This is a genomic window from Novosphingobium profundi (genome assembly GCF_020524485.1).
Classification (GTDB): domain Bacteria; phylum Pseudomonadota; class Alphaproteobacteria; order Sphingomonadales; family Sphingomonadaceae; genus Novosphingobium; species Novosphingobium profundi_A.
On sequence record NZ_JAIVLF010000001.1, the window covers coordinates 392,278 to 409,337 of the forward strand.

Sequence of the window (17,060 nt, forward strand, 5' to 3'; positions counted from 1 at the left end):
GGCCATGAGCGCTCCGGCCGACCTTCCCACCAAGCAGGGCTCCGTGGCCGCGGCCGGGCAGGTGCATCGCCCCGAGGGGCGCACCCTGCCGGTGCTGCCGACCAGCCGTGCGGTCCTGGCCCTGGCGCTGGCCGCGCCGATTGCCCTGGTGATCGGCGCGGCGGCTCCGCAGGCCTGGCTGATCGCGCCTGTGGCGGCGCTGGTCGTGCTCGCGCTGGTCCTGATCGATGCGCAGCTTGCCGGGCGGCTGGGGCCGCTCGCGCTGCGCTTTGCCGAGGACTGCGAAGTGGGCGGGGAGTTCGTCCTGCACGCCGATGCCGCGACGATGGGCGGCCGTCCGCGCGCGATGCACCTGGTCATGGAGGGCGATCCGCGCCTCGTGCCCGAAGGTCGCTGCGAGATCGCGCTGACGCCGGACGGGGCAGACTGGCGGGGAGGGCGTGTGCTTGCGCCCACGCGCCGGGGTACCGCACGTCTGGGCGGGGTCTGGCTGCGCTGGACGGGGCCGCTTGGGCTGGGCGCCCGGCAGTTCACCGGAACGCTGGAGCGCGAGGTGCGCATCTGGCCCAATGTCGCGGCGGTGCGCTCGCCCGCCTTGCAGACCTTTCTCAAGGATGCGCAGTTCGGCCTGATCGCGCGGCGCATGCGGGGTGAGGGCACCCAGTTCGAGGCGCTGGCCGAATACCAGCCCGGCATGGACCGGCGCCGGATCGACTGGAAGGCCTCGGCCCGCCATTCGCATCTCTACGCCAAGGAGTTCGAGACCGAGCGCAACAACCAGATCGTCTTCGCCTTCGATTGCGGGCAGGCGATGAGCGGGCCGGTGCGCGGCATGCCCCGCCTCGACCGCGCGGTGTCCGCCGCACTTGCGACCTCCTATGTCGCGCTCAAGGGCGGGGACAAGATCGCGCTCTTCGGCTTTGCCGCAAGGCCCGAGGTGCGCACGCCGTTCGTGACCGGACAGGGCGCGTTCCTGCGCCTGCAGCGCGCCGCGGCGCAGCTGGAATACCGTGCGCAGGAGCCCAACTTCACGCTTGCGCTCGCCACCTTGTCGGGACAGCTCCAGCGCCGATCGCTGATCGTCGTCTTTTCCGACTTCACCGATCTCACCAGCGCGCAGCTGATGATCGAAAGCGTGGGGCGCCTGCTTTCGCGCCATGTCGTGCTGTTCGTGACGCTGGTCGACGATGAGCTGGAGACGCTCTCGGCGAAGGAGCCCGATTCGCTTCAGGACCTGTCCGAGGCGGTCGCCGCCGACCTTCTGCTGCGCGAGCGCGCACTGGTCCTGAAACGCCTTCAGCAGATGGGCGTCGACGTCATCGAAGCGCCGTACGATGCCATCGGGCCGCGCCTCATCGATGCCTATCTTGAAATCAAGCGCGCAGGAGCCATCGGATGAGCGGCAGCGTTCAGGACAACGCACAGGCGGCTTCGGCCCTTGGCGCCATCGAGAGCGCGGCGCTGCGTTCGGACCGCTTCCGGCTGGAGCGCGAGGCCGACTGGCAGCGCCTAGAGGCCATCGTGCGCAAGATGGAGAAGGGACGCCTGCGCAAGGTCTCTGACGAGGACCTGCTGGCCTTGCCCGGACTCTATCGTACGGCGGCCTCGGGGCTTTCGGTTGCGCGCGAGACCTCGCTCGATGCCGCGACGGTGGCCTACTTGGAAACCCTCGTCCAGCGCGCCTGGTTCGTGGTCTACGGGCCGCGGACTTCGCTGGCGGGCTGGCTGCGCAGCTTCTTTGCCGGGGGCTGGAGCGCGGCGGTGCGCGCGATTGGCGCCGATGTTGCGGCCTGTTTCGCGATTCTGGTCGCGGCGGTCGCGGCGGGCTGGCTCCTCGTCGCCAACGATCCCGAATGGTACTTCGCGCTCGTCTCGCGCGAGATGGCGGGGCCGCGCGTTCCGGGCGCCACGCCCGAGATGCTGCGCACGACGCTTTTCGACAACGCCGATCAGAACGGGCTCAGTGTCTTTGCGGCCCAGCTTTTCAGCAACAACGCGCAGGTCTCGATCCTCGCCTTCGCGCTGGGCTTCGCCTTCGGCATCCCGTCTGTCCTCCTGCTGGTGCAGAACCTGGCGCTTCTGGGGGCGATGCTCTGGCTCTACAGCGGGGCGGGGCTGACCCTCGACTTTGCAGGCTGGATCGCGGTGCATGGGACGACCGAGATCTTCGCGATCCTGCTCTCGGCCGCCGCTGGCCTGCATATCGGGCGCACGCTCGCCTTTCCGGGGGCGAGACCGCTGCTGAGTGCGGCGGCGGCGGCCGGGCAGCGTGCGGCCGTGGTCATGGTGGGCGTGGTCCTCATGCTTGTGATCGCCGCGCTTCTGGAAGGCTTCGCGCGCCAGCTCGTCGACACGACCCTGGGGCGTTTTTCCATCGGTGGTTTCATGCTGGTCATGTGGTGCGCCTACTTCTTCGCGTTTCCGGGCACGCGCCGCTGGCGTGAGGAACGCGCTGGGGAAGGGGGCACGCGCTGATGGCCCGCAAGGAACGAAAGGCGCGCAAGCCGCGCAAGCAAGCCCCCGGGCTTGGCCGTACGCTGCTGACGCCCGAGGGCATTTCGCTTTCCATCGCCATTGCCAGTCGCGGTGCGCGGTTCGGTGCGCTGCTGCTCGACCTGCTGTTCATTGGCCTTCTGATCACGGTGCTCTCGGTCGGCCTCCTGTTCATGGCGGGCGGTGCAGCGTCGATCGAGCGCACGCTCTCGAGCGGGACAACGAGTGGCTATGCGCTGCAATTCCTGATGGTCGTGTGGCTCATTGTCCTGTTCCTGTTCCGCAACGCCTACTTCCTGTTCTTCGAACTGGGACCGCGTGGAGCAACGCCGGGAAAGCGCATCAATGGCCTTCGCATCGCCGCGCGCGATGGCGGCCGGTTGACGCCCGAGATGGTGATCGCGCGCAATCTCCTGCGCGATATCGAGCTGTTCCTGCCCATCGTCTTCGTCGCTTCGGCGGGAACTGAGAGCGGCCTTGCCTGGCTTGCGGCGACGGCCTGGTTCCTCATCTTCATGCTCTTCCCGCTGTTCAACCGCGATGGCCTGCGCGCAGGCGATGTCATTGCGGGAAGCTGGGTCGTCCAGGCGCCCCGGCCCAAGCTGGCCAAGGCGCTGTCGGTCGAGGCCCCGGCCACGACGGACAGTACCACGACCGTATCCGAGGGGCCGAAGTACCGCTTCGGCGAGGAGGAACTGGCGGTCTACGGCGAATACGAGCTCCAGGCCCTCGAACGGGTCCTGCGCGACACACGCGCCAAGGCGATTGAGCCTGTCTACCATACGATTTCCGAAAAGATCGGCCGCAACGATGGCTGGGGCGATGAACGCGCCTTCCTGGAGGCCTACTACACCCAGTTGCGCGCGCGGCTGGAAGCGGGCCTGCGCATGGGTGTGCGTAAGGCCGACAAGAACACAGAGGAAACCCGGTGACCCCCGCCCGTTACACGATCCGTCGCGACGACCTGTCGGGTGAGGCCATCCTGGCGCTGCTCCAGTTCCATCTGGATGAAATGCACCAGTGGTCACCGCCCGAAAGCGTTCACGCCATGCCTGCCGAGCGGCTGCGCCAGCCCGACGTCACGTTCTTTTCGGCCTGGGACGGGGAGAGTCTTGCAGGCTGCGGCGCGATCAAGCACTTGGACGCGGGCCATGGCGAATTGAAGTCGATGCGCGTTGCCCCCGCCTATCGCCGCAAGGGGGCAGGCCGCGCGCTGCTCCTCCACCTCCTGGAAGAGGCCAAGGCGTGCGGCTATACCCGCGTGAGCCTGGAAACCGGGCGCCCGGAAGCCTTCGTGCCCGCGCACAACCTCTACCTCTCGCACGGCTTCGTTGAATGCCCGCCCTTTGCCGACTATGTGGCGGACGATTTTTCGATGTGCATGACGCGGGAATTGTAATGGACCTTCGAGAAGCCGGACCCACCGATGCGGCCGCTCTTGCCGAGCTGGGCGCGCGCTCCTTCACGGCCAAGTTCGGCGAGCTCTACCGCCCCGAGGACCTGGCGAACTTCCTCGCCGAATCGCACTCGGAAGAGAACGTCGCGGCCGAAATTGCCAACCCGGCCATGCCGATCATGCTCGCGCTCGAGGACGGGCGCCTGCTGGGCTATTGCAAGCTCAAGCTTGCCTGCGGCTGGCCCGACCATGCGCGTGGGGAGAAGGCGATCGAGCTGAAGCAGCTCTACACCGATCCCGAAGCGACCGGGCGCGGCATCGGCGCCAAGCTGATGAACTGGGCGCTGGCCAAGGCGCGGGTCGAGGGCGCGGACGAGATCCAGCTCTCGGTCTATTCGGAGAACCCGGGCGCGCAGAAGTTCTACCAGCGCTACGGCTTCGAGAAGGTGGGCGACATCTTCTTCATGGTCGGCGAAAAGCGCGACGACGAGTTCCTCTTCGCGCTCTCCCTCTGAACGCTGCGCAATCGCGTAAGGCTCTCAGAACCACTTCCACTTCCAGAACATCACCAGCTGGACGAGCAGGATCGCCGCGCACAGCACCACGACCACCCAGAACGCGTCGGGGTCCTGCATGCCGGGCATCCCGCCCACGTTGATGCCGAGCAGCCCGGTGACGAAGCTGAGCGGCAGGAAAATGGCCGCGACAATGGTGAGGAGGTAGCTGGTGCGGTCCGCGCTCGCCGCGGCGCGGGCGCGCAAGTCGTCCTGCAGGACCACGGCGCTTTCCTTGCTGATGTCGAGATCGTCGAGATAGCGGCGCAGGCGGTCGATGGTCTCGGCGATCTCGCGCCGGTCGTGCTTCTCGAACCATTCGGGCGCCTCCCGGCTGATCCGCTCGAGCGCCTCGTGCTGCGGGGCCATGTGGCGCTTGAGGCCGAGGCAATTGCGCCGGATCGTCGCGATCTTGTCGAGCATGGCTTCGGGATCCTCGTCGGGATCGGTGTCTTCGAGCTGGTCGATCACCTCGTTCATGTCGATGATCGAGCGGTTCATGCGCGCGATCATGTGCTCGACCATGAGCGTGATGACCGCGCCCGCATCGAGCGCGCCGGTGCCCTTGTCGAGCTCGGCCATCACCGCGCGTGGGGTTTGCAGGGGGCGGCGGCGCAAGGTGACGAGACGGCGGCCGTCGCACCACACCTGCAATGAGACCATGTCCTCGGGCTCGGCGCCGGGATTGAAGTTGATGCCGCGCAGCGTTGCAACCAGCGCGTTGCCCTCGCGAAAGGCGCGTGGGCGGGTGTCCTCGCTGGTGAGAAGTTCGACCGTGGGTTCGGGCAGGCCGAGCCCTTCGTCCAGCCACTCGGCCACGCCATCGGCATTGCGGCACAAGTGCACCCAGAGCATTTCCCCGGGCTTGCCGGGGCGCCACTCCTGCGCTTCCTCCCACGAAACCGCCCGCGCCCCGCCATGTCCGTCGAGCACGCGTCCGAACAGGAGGGGCGTGCCGGTTTCGGTGTCGTCGGTCGGGTCGTAGGGGCTGGTTTCGATCATGGAAGACTGAATGCCCGAAACGGGCGAAGGTTCAAGCGAGGTTTCTGGCAAACGGGCTTCAAACCAGGGCGCCATGTCCCTATAAGGGCGCCATGTCTTCGATCCGTCCATGGCGCACTATCGAGCGCCGCCAGAGCCGCCAGATCATGGTTGGCAGTGTTCCTGTTGGTGGTGATGCCCCGATCACGGTGCAGACCATGACCAACACCCTCACGTCCGATGCCAAGGCGACGATCGACCAGATCCGCCGCTGCGAGGAGGCGGGTGCGGACCTCATCCGCGTGTCCTGCCCCGACGTGGAGAGCACCGCGGCCTTCAAGGAGATTGCCCGCGCGGCGACGGTGCCGCTGATTGCGGACATCCACTTCCACTACAAACGCGCGCTCGAAGCGGCCGATGCGGGCGCGGCGTGCCTGCGCATCAACCCGGGCAACATCGGCTCGGACGAGCGTGTTGCCGAAGTCGTGCGTGCGGCCAAGGCCAATGGCTGTGCGATCCGCATTGGCGTCAACGCCGGCAGCCTGGAAAAGGATCTCCTCGAAAAGTACGGCGAGCCGTGCCCCGAGGCGTTGGTGGAAAGCGCGCTCGATCACATCAAGCTTCTGCAGGACCACGACTTTCACGACTACAAGGTGGCGGTAAAGGCCTCCGACGTGTTCCTCGCGGTCGCGGCCTACCAGGGGCTGGCGGACGCCACCGACTGCCCGCTGCATCTGGGCATCACCGAGGCGGGCGGTCTCATCGGCGGGACGGTCAAGTCCTCGATCGGCATGGGCAACCTGCTCTGGGCCGGGATCGGTGATACCTTGCGCGTCTCGCTATCGGCAGAGCCCGAAGAGGAAGTGCGCGTCGGCTTCGAGATGCTCAAGGCCCTGGGCCTTCGTACGCGCGGCGTGCGCGTTGTCTCGTGCCCCTCGTGCGCACGCCAGGGCTTCGACGTCATCCGCACGGTCGAGGCGCTCGAAGACCGCCTGCAGCACATCAAGACGCCGCTTTCGCTGTCCGTGCTGGGCTGCGTGGTCAATGGCCCCGGCGAAGCGCGTGAAACCGACATCGGCCTTACCGGCGGCGGCAATGGCAAGCACATGGTCTATCTGTCCGGCCTCACCGACCACACGGTCGAGGACGCCGACATGCTCGACCACATCGTCAAGCTGGTCGAGGCCAAGGCGGCCGAGATCGAGGCGGCGGACGAGGCTGCCACGGACGCGGCGAAGGTTCCGGCGGAACCCGCCGAGTGAGCGGCCTCGGGTCGGAACTGCGCGGTTTCGGCCTGAGCCTTCGCGACGCGCTGCGGGTCTTCCGGCTCGTACCGCTCGCCCTCCTTCTGGTGATGGTTCCCGAGTTCGTCCAGCACGCGGCCGAGATCCGGCTGGGCATGTTCGCCAGCGACGAGGCCTTCCGTACGCTGGCGCAGGACCCCACCCGCTGGGCCTATGGGACGGCCAAGCTGGTCGGCCTGCCGCTGGCCGTGCTCTTTACCGCCCGGTTCTGGGCGAACCGGGCTGCGGGACGGGCGGGCTGGAGCCTTTCCGATATCGCCTGGCGCCCGCTGGCCCTTGGCTTCCTTGTACTCGTGCTGTGCTCGCTCCCGGGAAGCCTCCCGCTCGGCCTGGCACCCTCAGCCAGCCTGGCGATCGGTCTGGGCCTGACCCTGCTCAGCCTTCCGGGCGTGGTGCTGATGATCGCGGGTATTCTGGGACATCGCACTTTCGGACTGCGCGACGCCTATGTCCGGGGCTGGAGCAAGGCGCTGCGCATTGCGCTCTACATCGCGCCGCCCTGGCTCTTCCTGCAACTTCTGCATGAGGCCAACCACACCGCCGCACTCGGTCAGCCTGACGCCCTTGTCTGGGGTCTCATGGCCTTCGACACGCTCGTCGTCGGGCTCATGGCCGCGGTTGCCGGAACGGGGGCGCATCACGGCTTCATTGGCCCGCGTGCCATTAACCCGGACGAAGTGTCCGCCAGCTAGATTGCGGACATGCGTGCTGCACCGATCATTCTTCTCCTCCTGACCGCTGCCGTTGTCGGCTGGATGGCCCCTGGCCTTTCCACGTCGACATCCACGAGCGACGTTACAGCATCCGAAACCGCCAAAGAGGAGGCGGCTGGCGAGGCCCGGCGCCAGGCTTGGCTTGCAGGTGGCAGTGTGCTGGAACGCGCGGGCGACGGGCATTTCTATCTCGATGCACGGGTGGACGGGCAGAGCGTTCACTTCCTCGTCGATACGGGCGCGAGCATCGTGGCGCTGACGGCCGAGGACGCGCGCGCGGCCGGGCTCGACTGGAACGAGGATGACGTGCGTCCGATCGGGCGGGGCGCTAGCGGCACGGTCTACGGCGTGCCTGTGAAGCTCGCGCGTATCGAGGTTGATGGCCTGAGCGCGGAAGGTGTGGAGGCGGCGATCCTGCCCGAAGGGCTCGACGTGTCGCTGCTTGGCCAGTCGTTCCTCGCCAAGTTGCCCGGTGTCGCCATCGAGGGGGACCGGATGCTGCTGGGCGTTGCGGATTAGGAAGAGAGATTTCCAAGGGGCCATCGCCCCTTGACCCCAAAATCGGCACCCTCACGTATCTTAGCGCAGGTAGCGCGTGCAAGGTGAGCTGGAAAGTTTGGGGAGCCCGAGGGCGATGGCCCTCGGAAATTCCCTTATTCTCTTTCAGCGCGCGAAGAGCTCGACGAAGTCGGCCAGCCCCGCGAAGAGAGTCAGGATCGCCATGGCCAGGACCGAGGCGGTGGCGGCGGCGAAGACCTTGGAATCGGAAAGCGGCATGCGGCGGTCCATGGTTGCGTGACTGGAATCTGTTCTACCGTGCAGGGGACGTGCAGGCCATGACGCCGGACCTGAAGAGTCGGCACTTGGTCGAATGGATGACTCCCAAGCAAAAGGCCCCGCCGGATCGCTCCGGCGGGGCCTTTTTCGTGCCTGTCAGGCGGGGGAGGGGGAGGCTCAGGCCTCGGTGTCGCCCTCGTCGCCCTTGATCAGGTATTCGCCCGCATCGGCATCGGTGCCGTGGGTTTCGCCTTCGACGGCGGCCAGCGGATCGTTGCCGAGGTCATCGGCGGGATCGCGCTGCAGTTCGGCTGCATGCTCCTGCGCCGCGCTGTCGGCGGCGACAAGCGCTTCCTGCATGCGACGGTAGGAGGCGCGCAGGGCCGCATCGCGGCTGGAAGCGGCCACGCGGACGCGGTTCATGCCCGCGCCGGTACCGGCGGGGATGAGACGGCCGACGATGACGTTTTCCTTGAGGCCGATCAGCGAGTCCTTCTTGCCTTCCACGGCCGCCTGCGTGAGCACGCGGGTGGTTTCCTGGAAGGAAGCGGCCGAGATGAACGAGCGGGTCTGCAGCGAGGCCTTGGTGATGCCCAGCAGCACCGGCTTGCCTTCGGCGGGCTGCTGCCCGGCCTTCAGCTTGCCGTTGATCTCGTTCATTTCCTCGTAGTCGACCTGCTCGCCCGGAAGCAGCGTGGTGTCGCCGCTTGCGGTGATCTCGACCTTCTGCAGCATCTGGCGAACGATCACCTCGATGTGCTTGTCGTTGATCTTCACGCCCTGCAAGCGATAGACTTCCTGGATTTCCGCGACGAGGTACTCGGCCAGAGCTTCCACGCCCAGAACTTCCAGGATGTCGTGCGGGTCGGGCGAACCGGAGATCAGGTTGTCGCCCTTCTTGACGAAGTCGCCTTCCTGCACGTCGATCACGCGGCTCTTCGGGATCAGGTACTCGACCGGTTCACCCTCCTCGGGGATGATCGCGATCTTGCGCTTGGCCTTGTAGTCACGCACGAACTCGATGCGGCCCGAGACCTTGGCGATGATCGAGTTGTCCTTGGGCTTGCGGGCCTCGAACAGCTCGGCAACGCGCGGCAGACCACCGGTGATGTCGCGGGTCTTGGCGGCTTCGCGGCTGGCACGGGCGATGATGTCGCCCGCTTCGACCATCTGGCCGTCCTCGACCGAGAGGGTGGCACCCGGCGCCAGCATGTAGCGCGCGGATTCGCCCGAGTTGTCGTCGAGAAGGGTGATGCGCGGACGCAGGTCTTCCTTCTTCTTCGAACGGCTCGTCGAACGGTCCTCGGTGACGACGCGGCTGGTCATGCCGGTGGCATCGTCGACCTGCTCGGTCAGCGTGCGGCTGTCGATCAGGTCCTGGTACTTGATGATACCGCCGGTTTCCGTGATGATCGGAAGCGTGAACGGGTCCCACTCGGCCAGACGTTCGCCCTCGGCCACCTTGGCGCCGTCTTCATGGAGAAGGACGGTACCGTAGGGCACGCGGTGCATGGCGCGCTCGCGGCCTTCGGTGTCGAGCACCACGACTTCACCGTTACGGGCAAGCGAGAGCTTGCGGCCGCGCTTGTCGGTGATGGTCGGGATGTCGCGATAGACGACGCTACCCTCGCAGATCGCTTCCAGGTGGCTGGTTTCGTTCAGCTGGGCCGCACCACCAATGTGGAAGGTACGCATGGTGAGCTGCGTGCCCGGTTCACCGATCGACTGTGCGGCGATGACGCCGACGGCCTCACCGATGTTGACCGGCGTACCGCGGGCAAGGTCACGCCCGTAGCACTTGGCGCACACGCCCTGTTCGGCTTCGCAGACCAGCGGCGAGCGGATGCGCGCCGACTGGGTGCCGCTGGTCTCGATCGCGGCCACGGCCGGCTCGTCCAGCAGCTGGCCATTGGCCGCCACGAGGTTGCCTTCCTTGTCGTGGATGTCCTCGGCAAGGGTACGGCCGAGGATACGCTCGGCCAGCGAGGCGATGACCGAACCGCCCTGGACGATCGCGCGCATTTCGAGCGCACGCTCGGTGCCGCAATCGTCGACGATGACGACGCAGTCCTGCGAGACGTCCACGAGACGACGGGTCAGATAACCCGAGTTCGCGGTCTTCAGAGCCGTGTCGGCCAGGCCCTTACGGGCGCCGTGGGTCGAGTTGAAGTATTCAAGAACGGTCAGACCTTCCTTGAAGTTCGAGATGATCGGCGTTTCGATGATCTCGCCCGACGGCTTGGCCATGAGGCCGCGCATACCGCCCAGCTGCTTCATCTGGGCCGGGCTACCACGCGCACCGGAGTGGCTCATCATGTAGATCGAGTTGATCTGCGCCTGGCGACCCGTTTCCGGGTCGATCGGCATGGCCTTGAGCTCGTCCATCATGGCGTTCGCGACCTGGTCGCCGCAACGGCTCCAGGCGTCGATCACCTTGTTGTACTTTTCCTGCTGGGTGATGAGGCCGTCCTGGTACTGCTGCTCGTAGTCGGCAACCAGTTCCTTGGTCTCGGCGACCAGCGGATCCTTCTGGGCCGGGATGATCATGTCATCCATGCCGAAGGAGATGCCGGCCTGGCAGGCGTTCTTGAAGCCCAGCGACATGATCGCATCGGCGAAGAGGACCGTGTCCTTCTGCCCGGTGTGACGGTAGACCTGGTCGATGACCTCGCCAATGTCCTTCTTGGTCAAGAGCTTGTTGACCACGTCGAAGGGCACGGTGTGGCTCTTGGGGAGGCACTCGCCGATGAGCATGCGGCCCGGCGTGGTCTCGAAGCGCTTCATGTACTGCGCGCCGTTCTCGTCGGTCTGCGGCACGCGGGCCTCGATCTTCGAGTGGAGCGTCACCGCACCGATCTGAAGTGCCTGGTGGACTTCGGCCATGTCGGCAAACTTCATGCCTTCGCCGGGTTCACCCTCACGGTCCATCGAGAGGTAGTACAGGCCCAGCACCATGTCCTGCGAAGGCACGATGATCGGCTTGCCGTTCGCGGGCGAGAGGATGTTGTTCGTCGACATCATCAGCACGCGCGCTTCGAGCTGGGCTTCCAGCGAAAGCGGCACGTGGACGGCCATCTGGTCACCGTCGAAGTCGGCGTTGAAGGCCGAGCAGACGAGCGGGTGCAGCTGGATCGCCTTGCCCTCGATGAGGACGGGCTCGAAGGCCTGGATGCCCAGACGGTGGAGCGTGGGCGCGCGGTTGAGCATCACGGGATGCTCGCGGATCACCTCGTCGAGGATGTCCCAGACTTCCTTGCGCTCCTTCTCGACCCACTTCTTGGCCTGCTTGAGGGTCATCGAGAGACCCTTGGCATCGAGGCGGGCGTAGATGAACGGCTTGAACAGCTCGAGCGCCATCTTCTTGGGCAGGCCGCACTGGTGCAGCTTGAGCTCGGGGCCGGTCACGATGACCGAACGGCCCGAGTAGTCGACGCGCTTACCCAGAAGGTTCTGACGGAAGCGGCCCTGCTTGCCCTTGAGCATGTCGGACAGCGACTTCAGCGGACGCTTGTTGGCGCCCGTGATGACGCGGCCACGGCGGCCGTTGTCGAACAGGGCGTCGACCGATTCCTGCAGCATGCGCTTTTCGTTGCGCACGATGATGTCGGGCGCGCGCAGCTCGATCAGGCGCTTGAGGCGGTTGTTGCGGTTGATGACGCGGCGATACAGGTCGTTGAGGTCCGAGGTCGCGAAGCGGCCACCGTCGAGCGGCACCAGCGGGCGCAGTTCGGGCGGAATGACCGGGACGACTTCGAGGATCATCCACTCGGGACGATTGCCCGAATCGATGAACGATTCGACGACCTTGAGGCGCTTGATGATCTTCTTGGGCTTGAGTTCCGACTTGGTCGTCTCGAGCTCCTGGAGAAGGTCGGCGCGCTCCTGTTCGAGATCGAGCTCCATGAGCATGATCTTGACCGCTTCGGCGCCGATACCGGCTGAGAAGGCGTCTTCGCCATACTCGTCCTGCGCATCGAGCATCTCGTCTTCGGTGAGAAGCTGGAACTTCTCGAGCGGGGTCAGGCCCGGCTCGATGACGATGTAGCTCTCGAAGTAGAGGACGCGCTCAAGCTGCTTGAGCTGCATGTCGAGAAGCAGGCCGATGCGCGAGGGCAGCGACTTGAGGAACCAGATGTGGGCGACAGGAGCGGCGAGCTCGATGTGGCCCATGCGCTCGCGGCGCACCTTGGTGACGGTAACCTCGACGCCGCACTTTTCGCAGACGACGCCCTTGTACTTCATGCGCTTGTACTTGCCGCACAGGCACTCGTAGTCCTTCACGGGGCCGAAGATGCGCGCGCAGAACAGGCCGTCACGCTCGGGCTTGAACGTGCGGTAGTTGATGGTTTCCGGCTTCTTGATCTCGCCGAAGGACCAGGAGCGGATGCGCTCGGGGGAAGCCAGGCCGATCTGGATCTGATCGAAGGTCTCGGGCTTCGCCATCTGGTTCGTGAACTTGGTCAGGTCGTTCATAGTTCAGTCCCTCTGGGGGTAAATTCGTAAGGCGGGCGGGGGAGGAGGGGCAGGCCCGCGAAGGCCCGCCCCCTGGATCCCGTTATTCCGCCGCCTCGGGCAGCGCGTCGGTGTCGTCCTCGTCGTCGAGCGAGGAGAGTTCGACGTTGAGGCCGAGGCTGCGCATTTCCTTGACGAGAACGTTGAAGCTCTCGGGGATGCCCGCCTCGAAGGTGTCGTCGCCCTTGACGATCGCTTCGTAGACCTTGGTACGGCCAACCACGTCGTCCGACTTGACGGTGAGCATTTCCTGCAGCGTGTAGGCTGCACCGTAGGCCTGGAGAGCCCAGACCTCCATCTCACCGAAACGCTGGCCACCGAACTGGGCCTTACCGCCCAGCGGCTGCTGGGTGACGAGGCTGTAGGGGCCGATCGAACGGGCGTGGATCTTGTCGTCGACAAGGTGGTGAAGCTTGAGGATGTACTTCATGCCCACCGTGACCTTGCGGCTGAAGGCCTCGCCGGTGCGGCCGTCCATCAGCACGCTCTGGCCCGAGGTGTCGACACCGGCCAGCGTGAGCATGTCGACAACGTCCTGCTGGACCGCGCCGTCGAACACCGGGGTGCCCATCGGCACGCCGCCGCGCACGTTCTCGGCCAGCTCGACGAGCTGTTCGGGGGTGCGGGCGTCGAGATCCTCGGAGTAGCTGTCGCCGTAGATCGAGCGCAGCTTCTCCTTGACCGCTTCGGGCGGTTCGCCCGCTTCGGGGTTCGGATTGGCCGCCTTCCAGCTGTCGAGCGCCTCGCCGATCTGACGGCCCAGGTTACGGGCCGCCCAGCCAAGGTGGGTCTCGAAGATCTGGCCGACGTTCATGCGCGAAGGCACACCCAGGGGGTTCATCACGAAGTCGACAGGGGTGCCGTCTTCGAGGAAGGGCATGTCTTCCTGGGGAAGAATGCGGCTGATGATACCCTTGTTACCGTGACGGCCGGCCATCTTGTCGCCCGGCTGAAGCTTGCGCTTCACGGCCACGAAGACCTTGACCATCTTGAGCACGCCCGGAGCGAGTTCGTCACCGCGCTCGAGCTTCTCCTTGCGGTCCTCGAACTTCTCCTGGATTGCCTTGACGGTCTCGTCGTACTGGGCCTTCACCGCTTCGAGCTGCGTCTGCATGTGGTCGTCCGCGACGGCGAACTTCCACCACTCGTGCTTCTCGGCCTCGGCGAGGACCTCCTCGGTGATCTCCACGCCCTTCTTGACACCCTTGGGTGCCGACGCGGCGACCTGGCCGAGCAGCATGTCCTGCAGGCGGTTGTAGGTGGCGCGGTTGAGGATGGCGCGTTCGTCCTCGCGGTCCTTGGCGAGGCGTTCGATTTCCTCGTTCTGGATGGCGCGGGTACGGTCGTCGATCTCGATGCCGTGACGGTTGAAGACGCGCACGTCGACAATCGTGCCCGACACGCCCGGGGGCAGGCGCAGCGAGGTGTCGCGAACGTCCGAGGCCTTTTCACCGAAGATGGCGCGCAGGAGCTTTTCTTCCGGCGTCATCGGGCTTTCGCCCTTCGGCGTGATCTTGCCGACAAGGATGTCACCCGGGTGCACTTCGGCGCCGATGTAGACGATGCCCGCCTCGTCGAGGTTGCGCAGGGCTTCCTCGCCGACGTTGGGGATGTCGCGGGTGATGTCTTCCGGACCCAGCTTGGTGTCGCGGGCCATGACCTCGAACTCGTCGATGTGGATCGAGGTGAAGACGTCGTCCTTCACGATCCGCTCGGAGATGAGGATGGAGTCCTCGTAGTTGTAGCCGTTCCAGGGCATGAACGCGACGAGCACGTTGCGGCCCAGAGCCAGTTCGCCCAGCTCGGTCGACGGGCCGTCGGCGATGATGTCGCCAGCCTGCACGTATTCGCCGACCTTCACCAGCGGACGCTGGTTGATGCAGGTCGACTGGTTCGAGCGCTCGAACTTCTGGAGGCGGTAGATGTCGACACCCGACTTGCCGGCCTCGACCTCACCCACGGCGCGGATGACGATACGGGTGGCGTCGACCTGGTCGACCACGCCGGGACGCAGCGCCGAGATGGCCGCACCGGAGTCGCGCGCGACGGTCGCTTCCATGCCGGTGCCCACGTAAGGCGCATCGGCCTTGACGAGCGGCACGGCCTGACGCTGCATGTTCGAGCCCATGAGCGCACGGTTGGCGTCGTCCTTTTCCAGGAACGGAATGAGCGAGGCGGCCACCGAGACGAGCTGCTTGGGGCTGACGTCCATCAGCGTGACCTGGTCCGACGGGCTCATCACGAACTCGCCTTCCTGGCGGGCCGAGATGAGGTCCTCGACGAAGGAGCCGTCCTCGTTGAGGGCAGCCGAGGCCTGCGCGACGGTGTGCTTCTGCTCTTCCATTGCGGAGAGGTAGATCACGTCGCCGGTGACCTTGCCGTCGATGACGCGGCGGTACGGGGTTTCGATGAAGCCGTACTTGTTGACGCGCGCGAAGGTCGAGAGCGAGTTGATCAGACCGATGTTCGGGCCTTCGGGCGTCTCAATCGGGCAGATACGACCGTAGTGGGTCGGGTGAACGTCGCGCACTTCGAAGCCCGCACGCTCACGGGTAAGACCACCCGGCCCGAGCGCCGACACGCGGCGCTTGTGGGTGACTTCCGAAAGCGGGTTGGTCTGGTCCATGAACTGCGAGAGCTGCGAGGAGCCGAAGAACTCACGCACCGCGGCCACGGCGGGCTTGGCGTTGATGAGGTCGTTGGGCATCACGGTCGAGACGTCGACCGAGCTCATGCGTTCCTTGACCGCACGCTCCATGCGCAGCAGGCCGACGCGGTACTGGTTCTCGAGCAGCTCGCCGACCGAACGCACACGGCGGTTGCCGAGGTTGTCGATGTCGTCGATGTCGCCCTTGCCGTCCTTGAGGTTCACCAGCTCCTTGACCACGGCGAGGATGTCCTCGGTGCGCAGCGTGGTGACGGTGTCCTCGGCATCGAGGCCCAGGCGCATGTTGAGCTTGACGCGGCCCACGGCCGAGAGGTCGTAGCGGTCCGCATCGAAGAACAGGCCTTCGAACAGCGCTTCGGCGGTTTCCTTCGTCGGCGGTTCGCCCGGACGCATGACCTTGTAGATCGCTTCCAGACCCATGTCGCGGTTCTCGGCCTTGTCGGCCTTGAGCGTGTTGCGCATCCAGGGACCGGCGTTCGAATCGTCGATGTCGAGCAGGTTGAGCTGGTCGATGCCTGCCGCGTCGAGAACTTCGAGGTTCTCAGGGCTGACTTCGTCACCGGCCTCGATGTAGATGCGGCCGGTGGACTCGTCGATCATGTCCTCGGCGATGTAGCGGCCGAAGATTTCCTCGGTCGGGATAAGGAGGGCTTCAAGGCCATCCTTGCCCGCCTTGTTGGCGGCGCGCGGGCTGATCTTGGTGCCGGCCGGGAAGACGACTTCGCCTGAGTTCGCATCGACGATGTCGAAGGCGGGCTTCACGCCGCGCCAGGTCTCGGCGTTGTAGGGCAGGCGCCAGCCACCATCACCGCGCTTCCAGGTGACGGTTTCGTAGAAGTGATCGAGGATCGCTTCGGAATCGAGGCCCAGCGCGTAGAGCAGCGCAGTGACCGGCAGCTTGCGCTTGCGGTCGATACGCACGTTGACGATGTCCTTGGCGTCGAACTCGAAGTCGAGCCAGGAACCGCGGTACGGGATCACGCGGGCGGCGAAGAGGTACTTGCCCGAGGAGTGCGTCTTGCCGCGGTCGTGGTCGAACAGGACGCCCGGCGAACGGTGCATCTGCGACACGATTACGCGCTCGGTGCCGTTGATGAAGAAGGTGCCGTTCTCGGTCATGAGCGGCATGTCGCCCATGTAGACGTCCTGCTCCTTGATATCGAGAACCGAGCGGGTTTCCGTCTCGGCGTCGACTTCAAAGACGATCAGGCGCAGCGTGACCTTCATCGGGGCTGCATACGTGATGCCGCGCTGGCGGCACTCGGTCACGTCGTACTTGGGCTCTTCCAGCTCGTAGTGGACGAAGTCGAGCTCGCTGGTACCGGCGAAGTCGCGGATCGGGAAGACCGAGCGCAGCGTCTTTTCCAGGCCCGAGACATAGCCGGTCTCCGGGTTCGAGCGCAGGAACTGTTCGTAGCTCTCGCGCTGGACCTCGATGAGGTTCGGCATCTGGATGACTTCGTGGGCGTCGCCGAAGATCTTGCGGATGCGCTTCTTGACGGAGCGCTTCGCCGTATCGATGGGCTGGGTGGCCATGAGCTGGTCTTGCCTCTTCGCTTCTGGTCAGGGCCGATTCGCAACAAGGCGAAGGGCCCGGGAAAACATCGTCACGCGTGGACGAAATACCTGTCTTGCGGACAGGCCATCAAACGCCAAAAGGCC

11 protein-coding genes are annotated in these 17,060 nt (G+C 65.6%); 8 read left to right on the plus strand and 3 right to left on the minus strand.

Going from position 1 to position 17,060, the window contains the following annotated elements:
* The first annotated feature begins 4 nt into the window (after positions 1–4).
* From LC060_RS01630 to LC060_RS01650, 5 genes are read left to right on the plus strand one after another with little or no spacing between them, the layout of a single operon-like run.
* Positions 5–1,399 carry a DUF58 domain-containing protein gene (locus LC060_RS01630; protein ID WP_226632132.1) on the plus strand — a complete coding sequence of 465 codons (1,395 nt, stop codon included), beginning with the start codon at positions 5–7 and terminating at the stop codon, positions 1,397–1,399.
* Positions 1,396–2,475: a stage II sporulation protein M gene (locus LC060_RS01635; protein WP_226632134.1), complete on the plus strand. Its 1,080-nt coding sequence runs from the start codon at positions 1,396–1,398 to the stop codon at positions 2,473–2,475. The genes LC060_RS01630 and LC060_RS01635 overlap by 4 nt, the downstream gene beginning before the upstream one ends.
* Positions 2,475–3,425, plus strand: coding sequence for an RDD family protein (locus LC060_RS01640; RefSeq protein WP_226632135.1), 951 nt, complete (start codon positions 2,475–2,477; stop codon positions 3,423–3,425). The genes LC060_RS01635 and LC060_RS01640 overlap by 1 nt, the downstream gene beginning before the upstream one ends.
* A complete protein-coding gene (locus LC060_RS01645) occupies positions 3,422–3,892 on the plus strand; it encodes a GNAT family N-acetyltransferase (protein WP_226632137.1) in 471 nt (156 codons plus the stop codon). Before LC060_RS01640 ends, LC060_RS01645 begins: the two co-directional genes overlap by 4 nt.
* Positions 3,892–4,404 (plus strand): GNAT family N-acetyltransferase, encoded by a 513-nt coding sequence (locus LC060_RS01650; protein ID WP_226632139.1) that lies wholly within the window; start codon positions 3,892–3,894, stop codon positions 4,402–4,404. The genes LC060_RS01645 and LC060_RS01650 overlap by 1 nt, the downstream gene beginning before the upstream one ends.
* A gap of 24 nt (positions 4,405–4,428) precedes the next feature.
* On the opposite strand, the gene LC060_RS01655 is transcribed toward LC060_RS01650, so the two are convergent.
* Complete coding sequence (locus LC060_RS01655) at positions 4,429–5,445, minus strand: zinc transporter ZntB (protein ID WP_226632140.1); 1,017 nt, start codon at positions 5,443–5,445, stop codon at positions 4,429–4,431.
* Between the two features lie 92 nt (positions 5,446–5,537).
* On the opposite strand from LC060_RS01655, the gene ispG reads away from it, so the two are divergent.
* From ispG to LC060_RS01670, 3 genes are read left to right on the plus strand one after another with little or no spacing between them, the layout of a single operon-like run.
* Entirely contained in the window at positions 5,538–6,686 is a 1,149-nt protein-coding gene (gene ispG, locus LC060_RS01660; protein ID WP_226632142.1) for a flavodoxin-dependent (E)-4-hydroxy-3-methylbut-2-enyl-diphosphate synthase, read from the plus strand.
* Positions 6,683–7,420: a hypothetical protein gene (locus tag LC060_RS01665; protein WP_226632143.1), complete on the plus strand. Its 738-nt coding sequence runs from the start codon at positions 6,683–6,685 to the stop codon at positions 7,418–7,420. Before ispG ends, LC060_RS01665 begins: the two co-directional genes overlap by 4 nt.
* A gap of 9 nt (positions 7,421–7,429) precedes the next feature.
* The gene (locus tag LC060_RS01670; protein ID WP_226632145.1) at positions 7,430–7,960 is read left to right on the plus strand and encodes a TIGR02281 family clan AA aspartic protease; all 531 of its coding nucleotides are present in this window, start codon (positions 7,430–7,432) and stop codon (positions 7,958–7,960) included.
* 435 nt (positions 7,961–8,395) lie between these two features.
* Here LC060_RS01670 and rpoC read toward each other — a convergent pair whose 3' ends face one another.
* Complete coding sequence (gene rpoC, locus LC060_RS01675) at positions 8,396–12,691, minus strand: DNA-directed RNA polymerase subunit beta' (protein WP_226632147.1); 4,296 nt, start codon at positions 12,689–12,691, stop codon at positions 8,396–8,398.
* Positions 12,692–12,773: 82 nt separating this feature from the next.
* Positions 12,774–16,934 carry a DNA-directed RNA polymerase subunit beta gene (gene rpoB, locus LC060_RS01680; RefSeq protein ID WP_226632149.1) on the minus strand — a complete coding sequence of 1,387 codons (4,161 nt, stop codon included), beginning with the start codon at positions 16,932–16,934 and terminating at the stop codon, positions 12,774–12,776.
* Positions 16,935–17,060: the final 126 nt, after the last annotated feature.

Bases quoted from the DNA above. Each gene is read 5' to 3' on its own strand.
- LC060_RS01630 (WP_226632132.1), top strand. From the start codon at position 5: ATGAGCGCTCCGGCCGACCTTCCCACCAAGCAGGGCTCCGTGGCCGCG.
- LC060_RS01635 (WP_226632134.1), top strand. From the start codon at position 1,396: ATGAGCGGCAGCGTTCAGGACAACGCACAGGCGGCTTCGGCCCTTGGC.
- LC060_RS01640 (WP_226632135.1), top strand. From the start codon at position 2,475: ATGGCCCGCAAGGAACGAAAGGCGCGCAAGCCGCGCAAGCAAGCCCCC.
- LC060_RS01650 (WP_226632139.1), top strand. From the start codon at position 3,892: ATGGACCTTCGAGAAGCCGGACCCACCGATGCGGCCGCTCTTGCCGAG.
- LC060_RS01655 (WP_226632140.1), bottom strand. From the start codon at position 5,445: ATGATCGAAACCAGCCCCTACGACCCGACCGACGACACCGAAACCGGC.
- ispG (WP_226632142.1), top strand. From the start codon at position 5,538: ATGTCTTCGATCCGTCCATGGCGCACTATCGAGCGCCGCCAGAGCCGC.
- LC060_RS01670 (WP_226632145.1), top strand. From the start codon at position 7,430: ATGCGTGCTGCACCGATCATTCTTCTCCTCCTGACCGCTGCCGTTGTC.
- rpoC (WP_226632147.1), bottom strand. From the start codon at position 12,691: ATGAACGACCTGACCAAGTTCACGAACCAGATGGCGAAGCCCGAGACC.
- rpoB (WP_226632149.1), bottom strand. From the start codon at position 16,934: ATGGCCACCCAGCCCATCGATACGGCGAAGCGCTCCGTCAAGAAGCGC.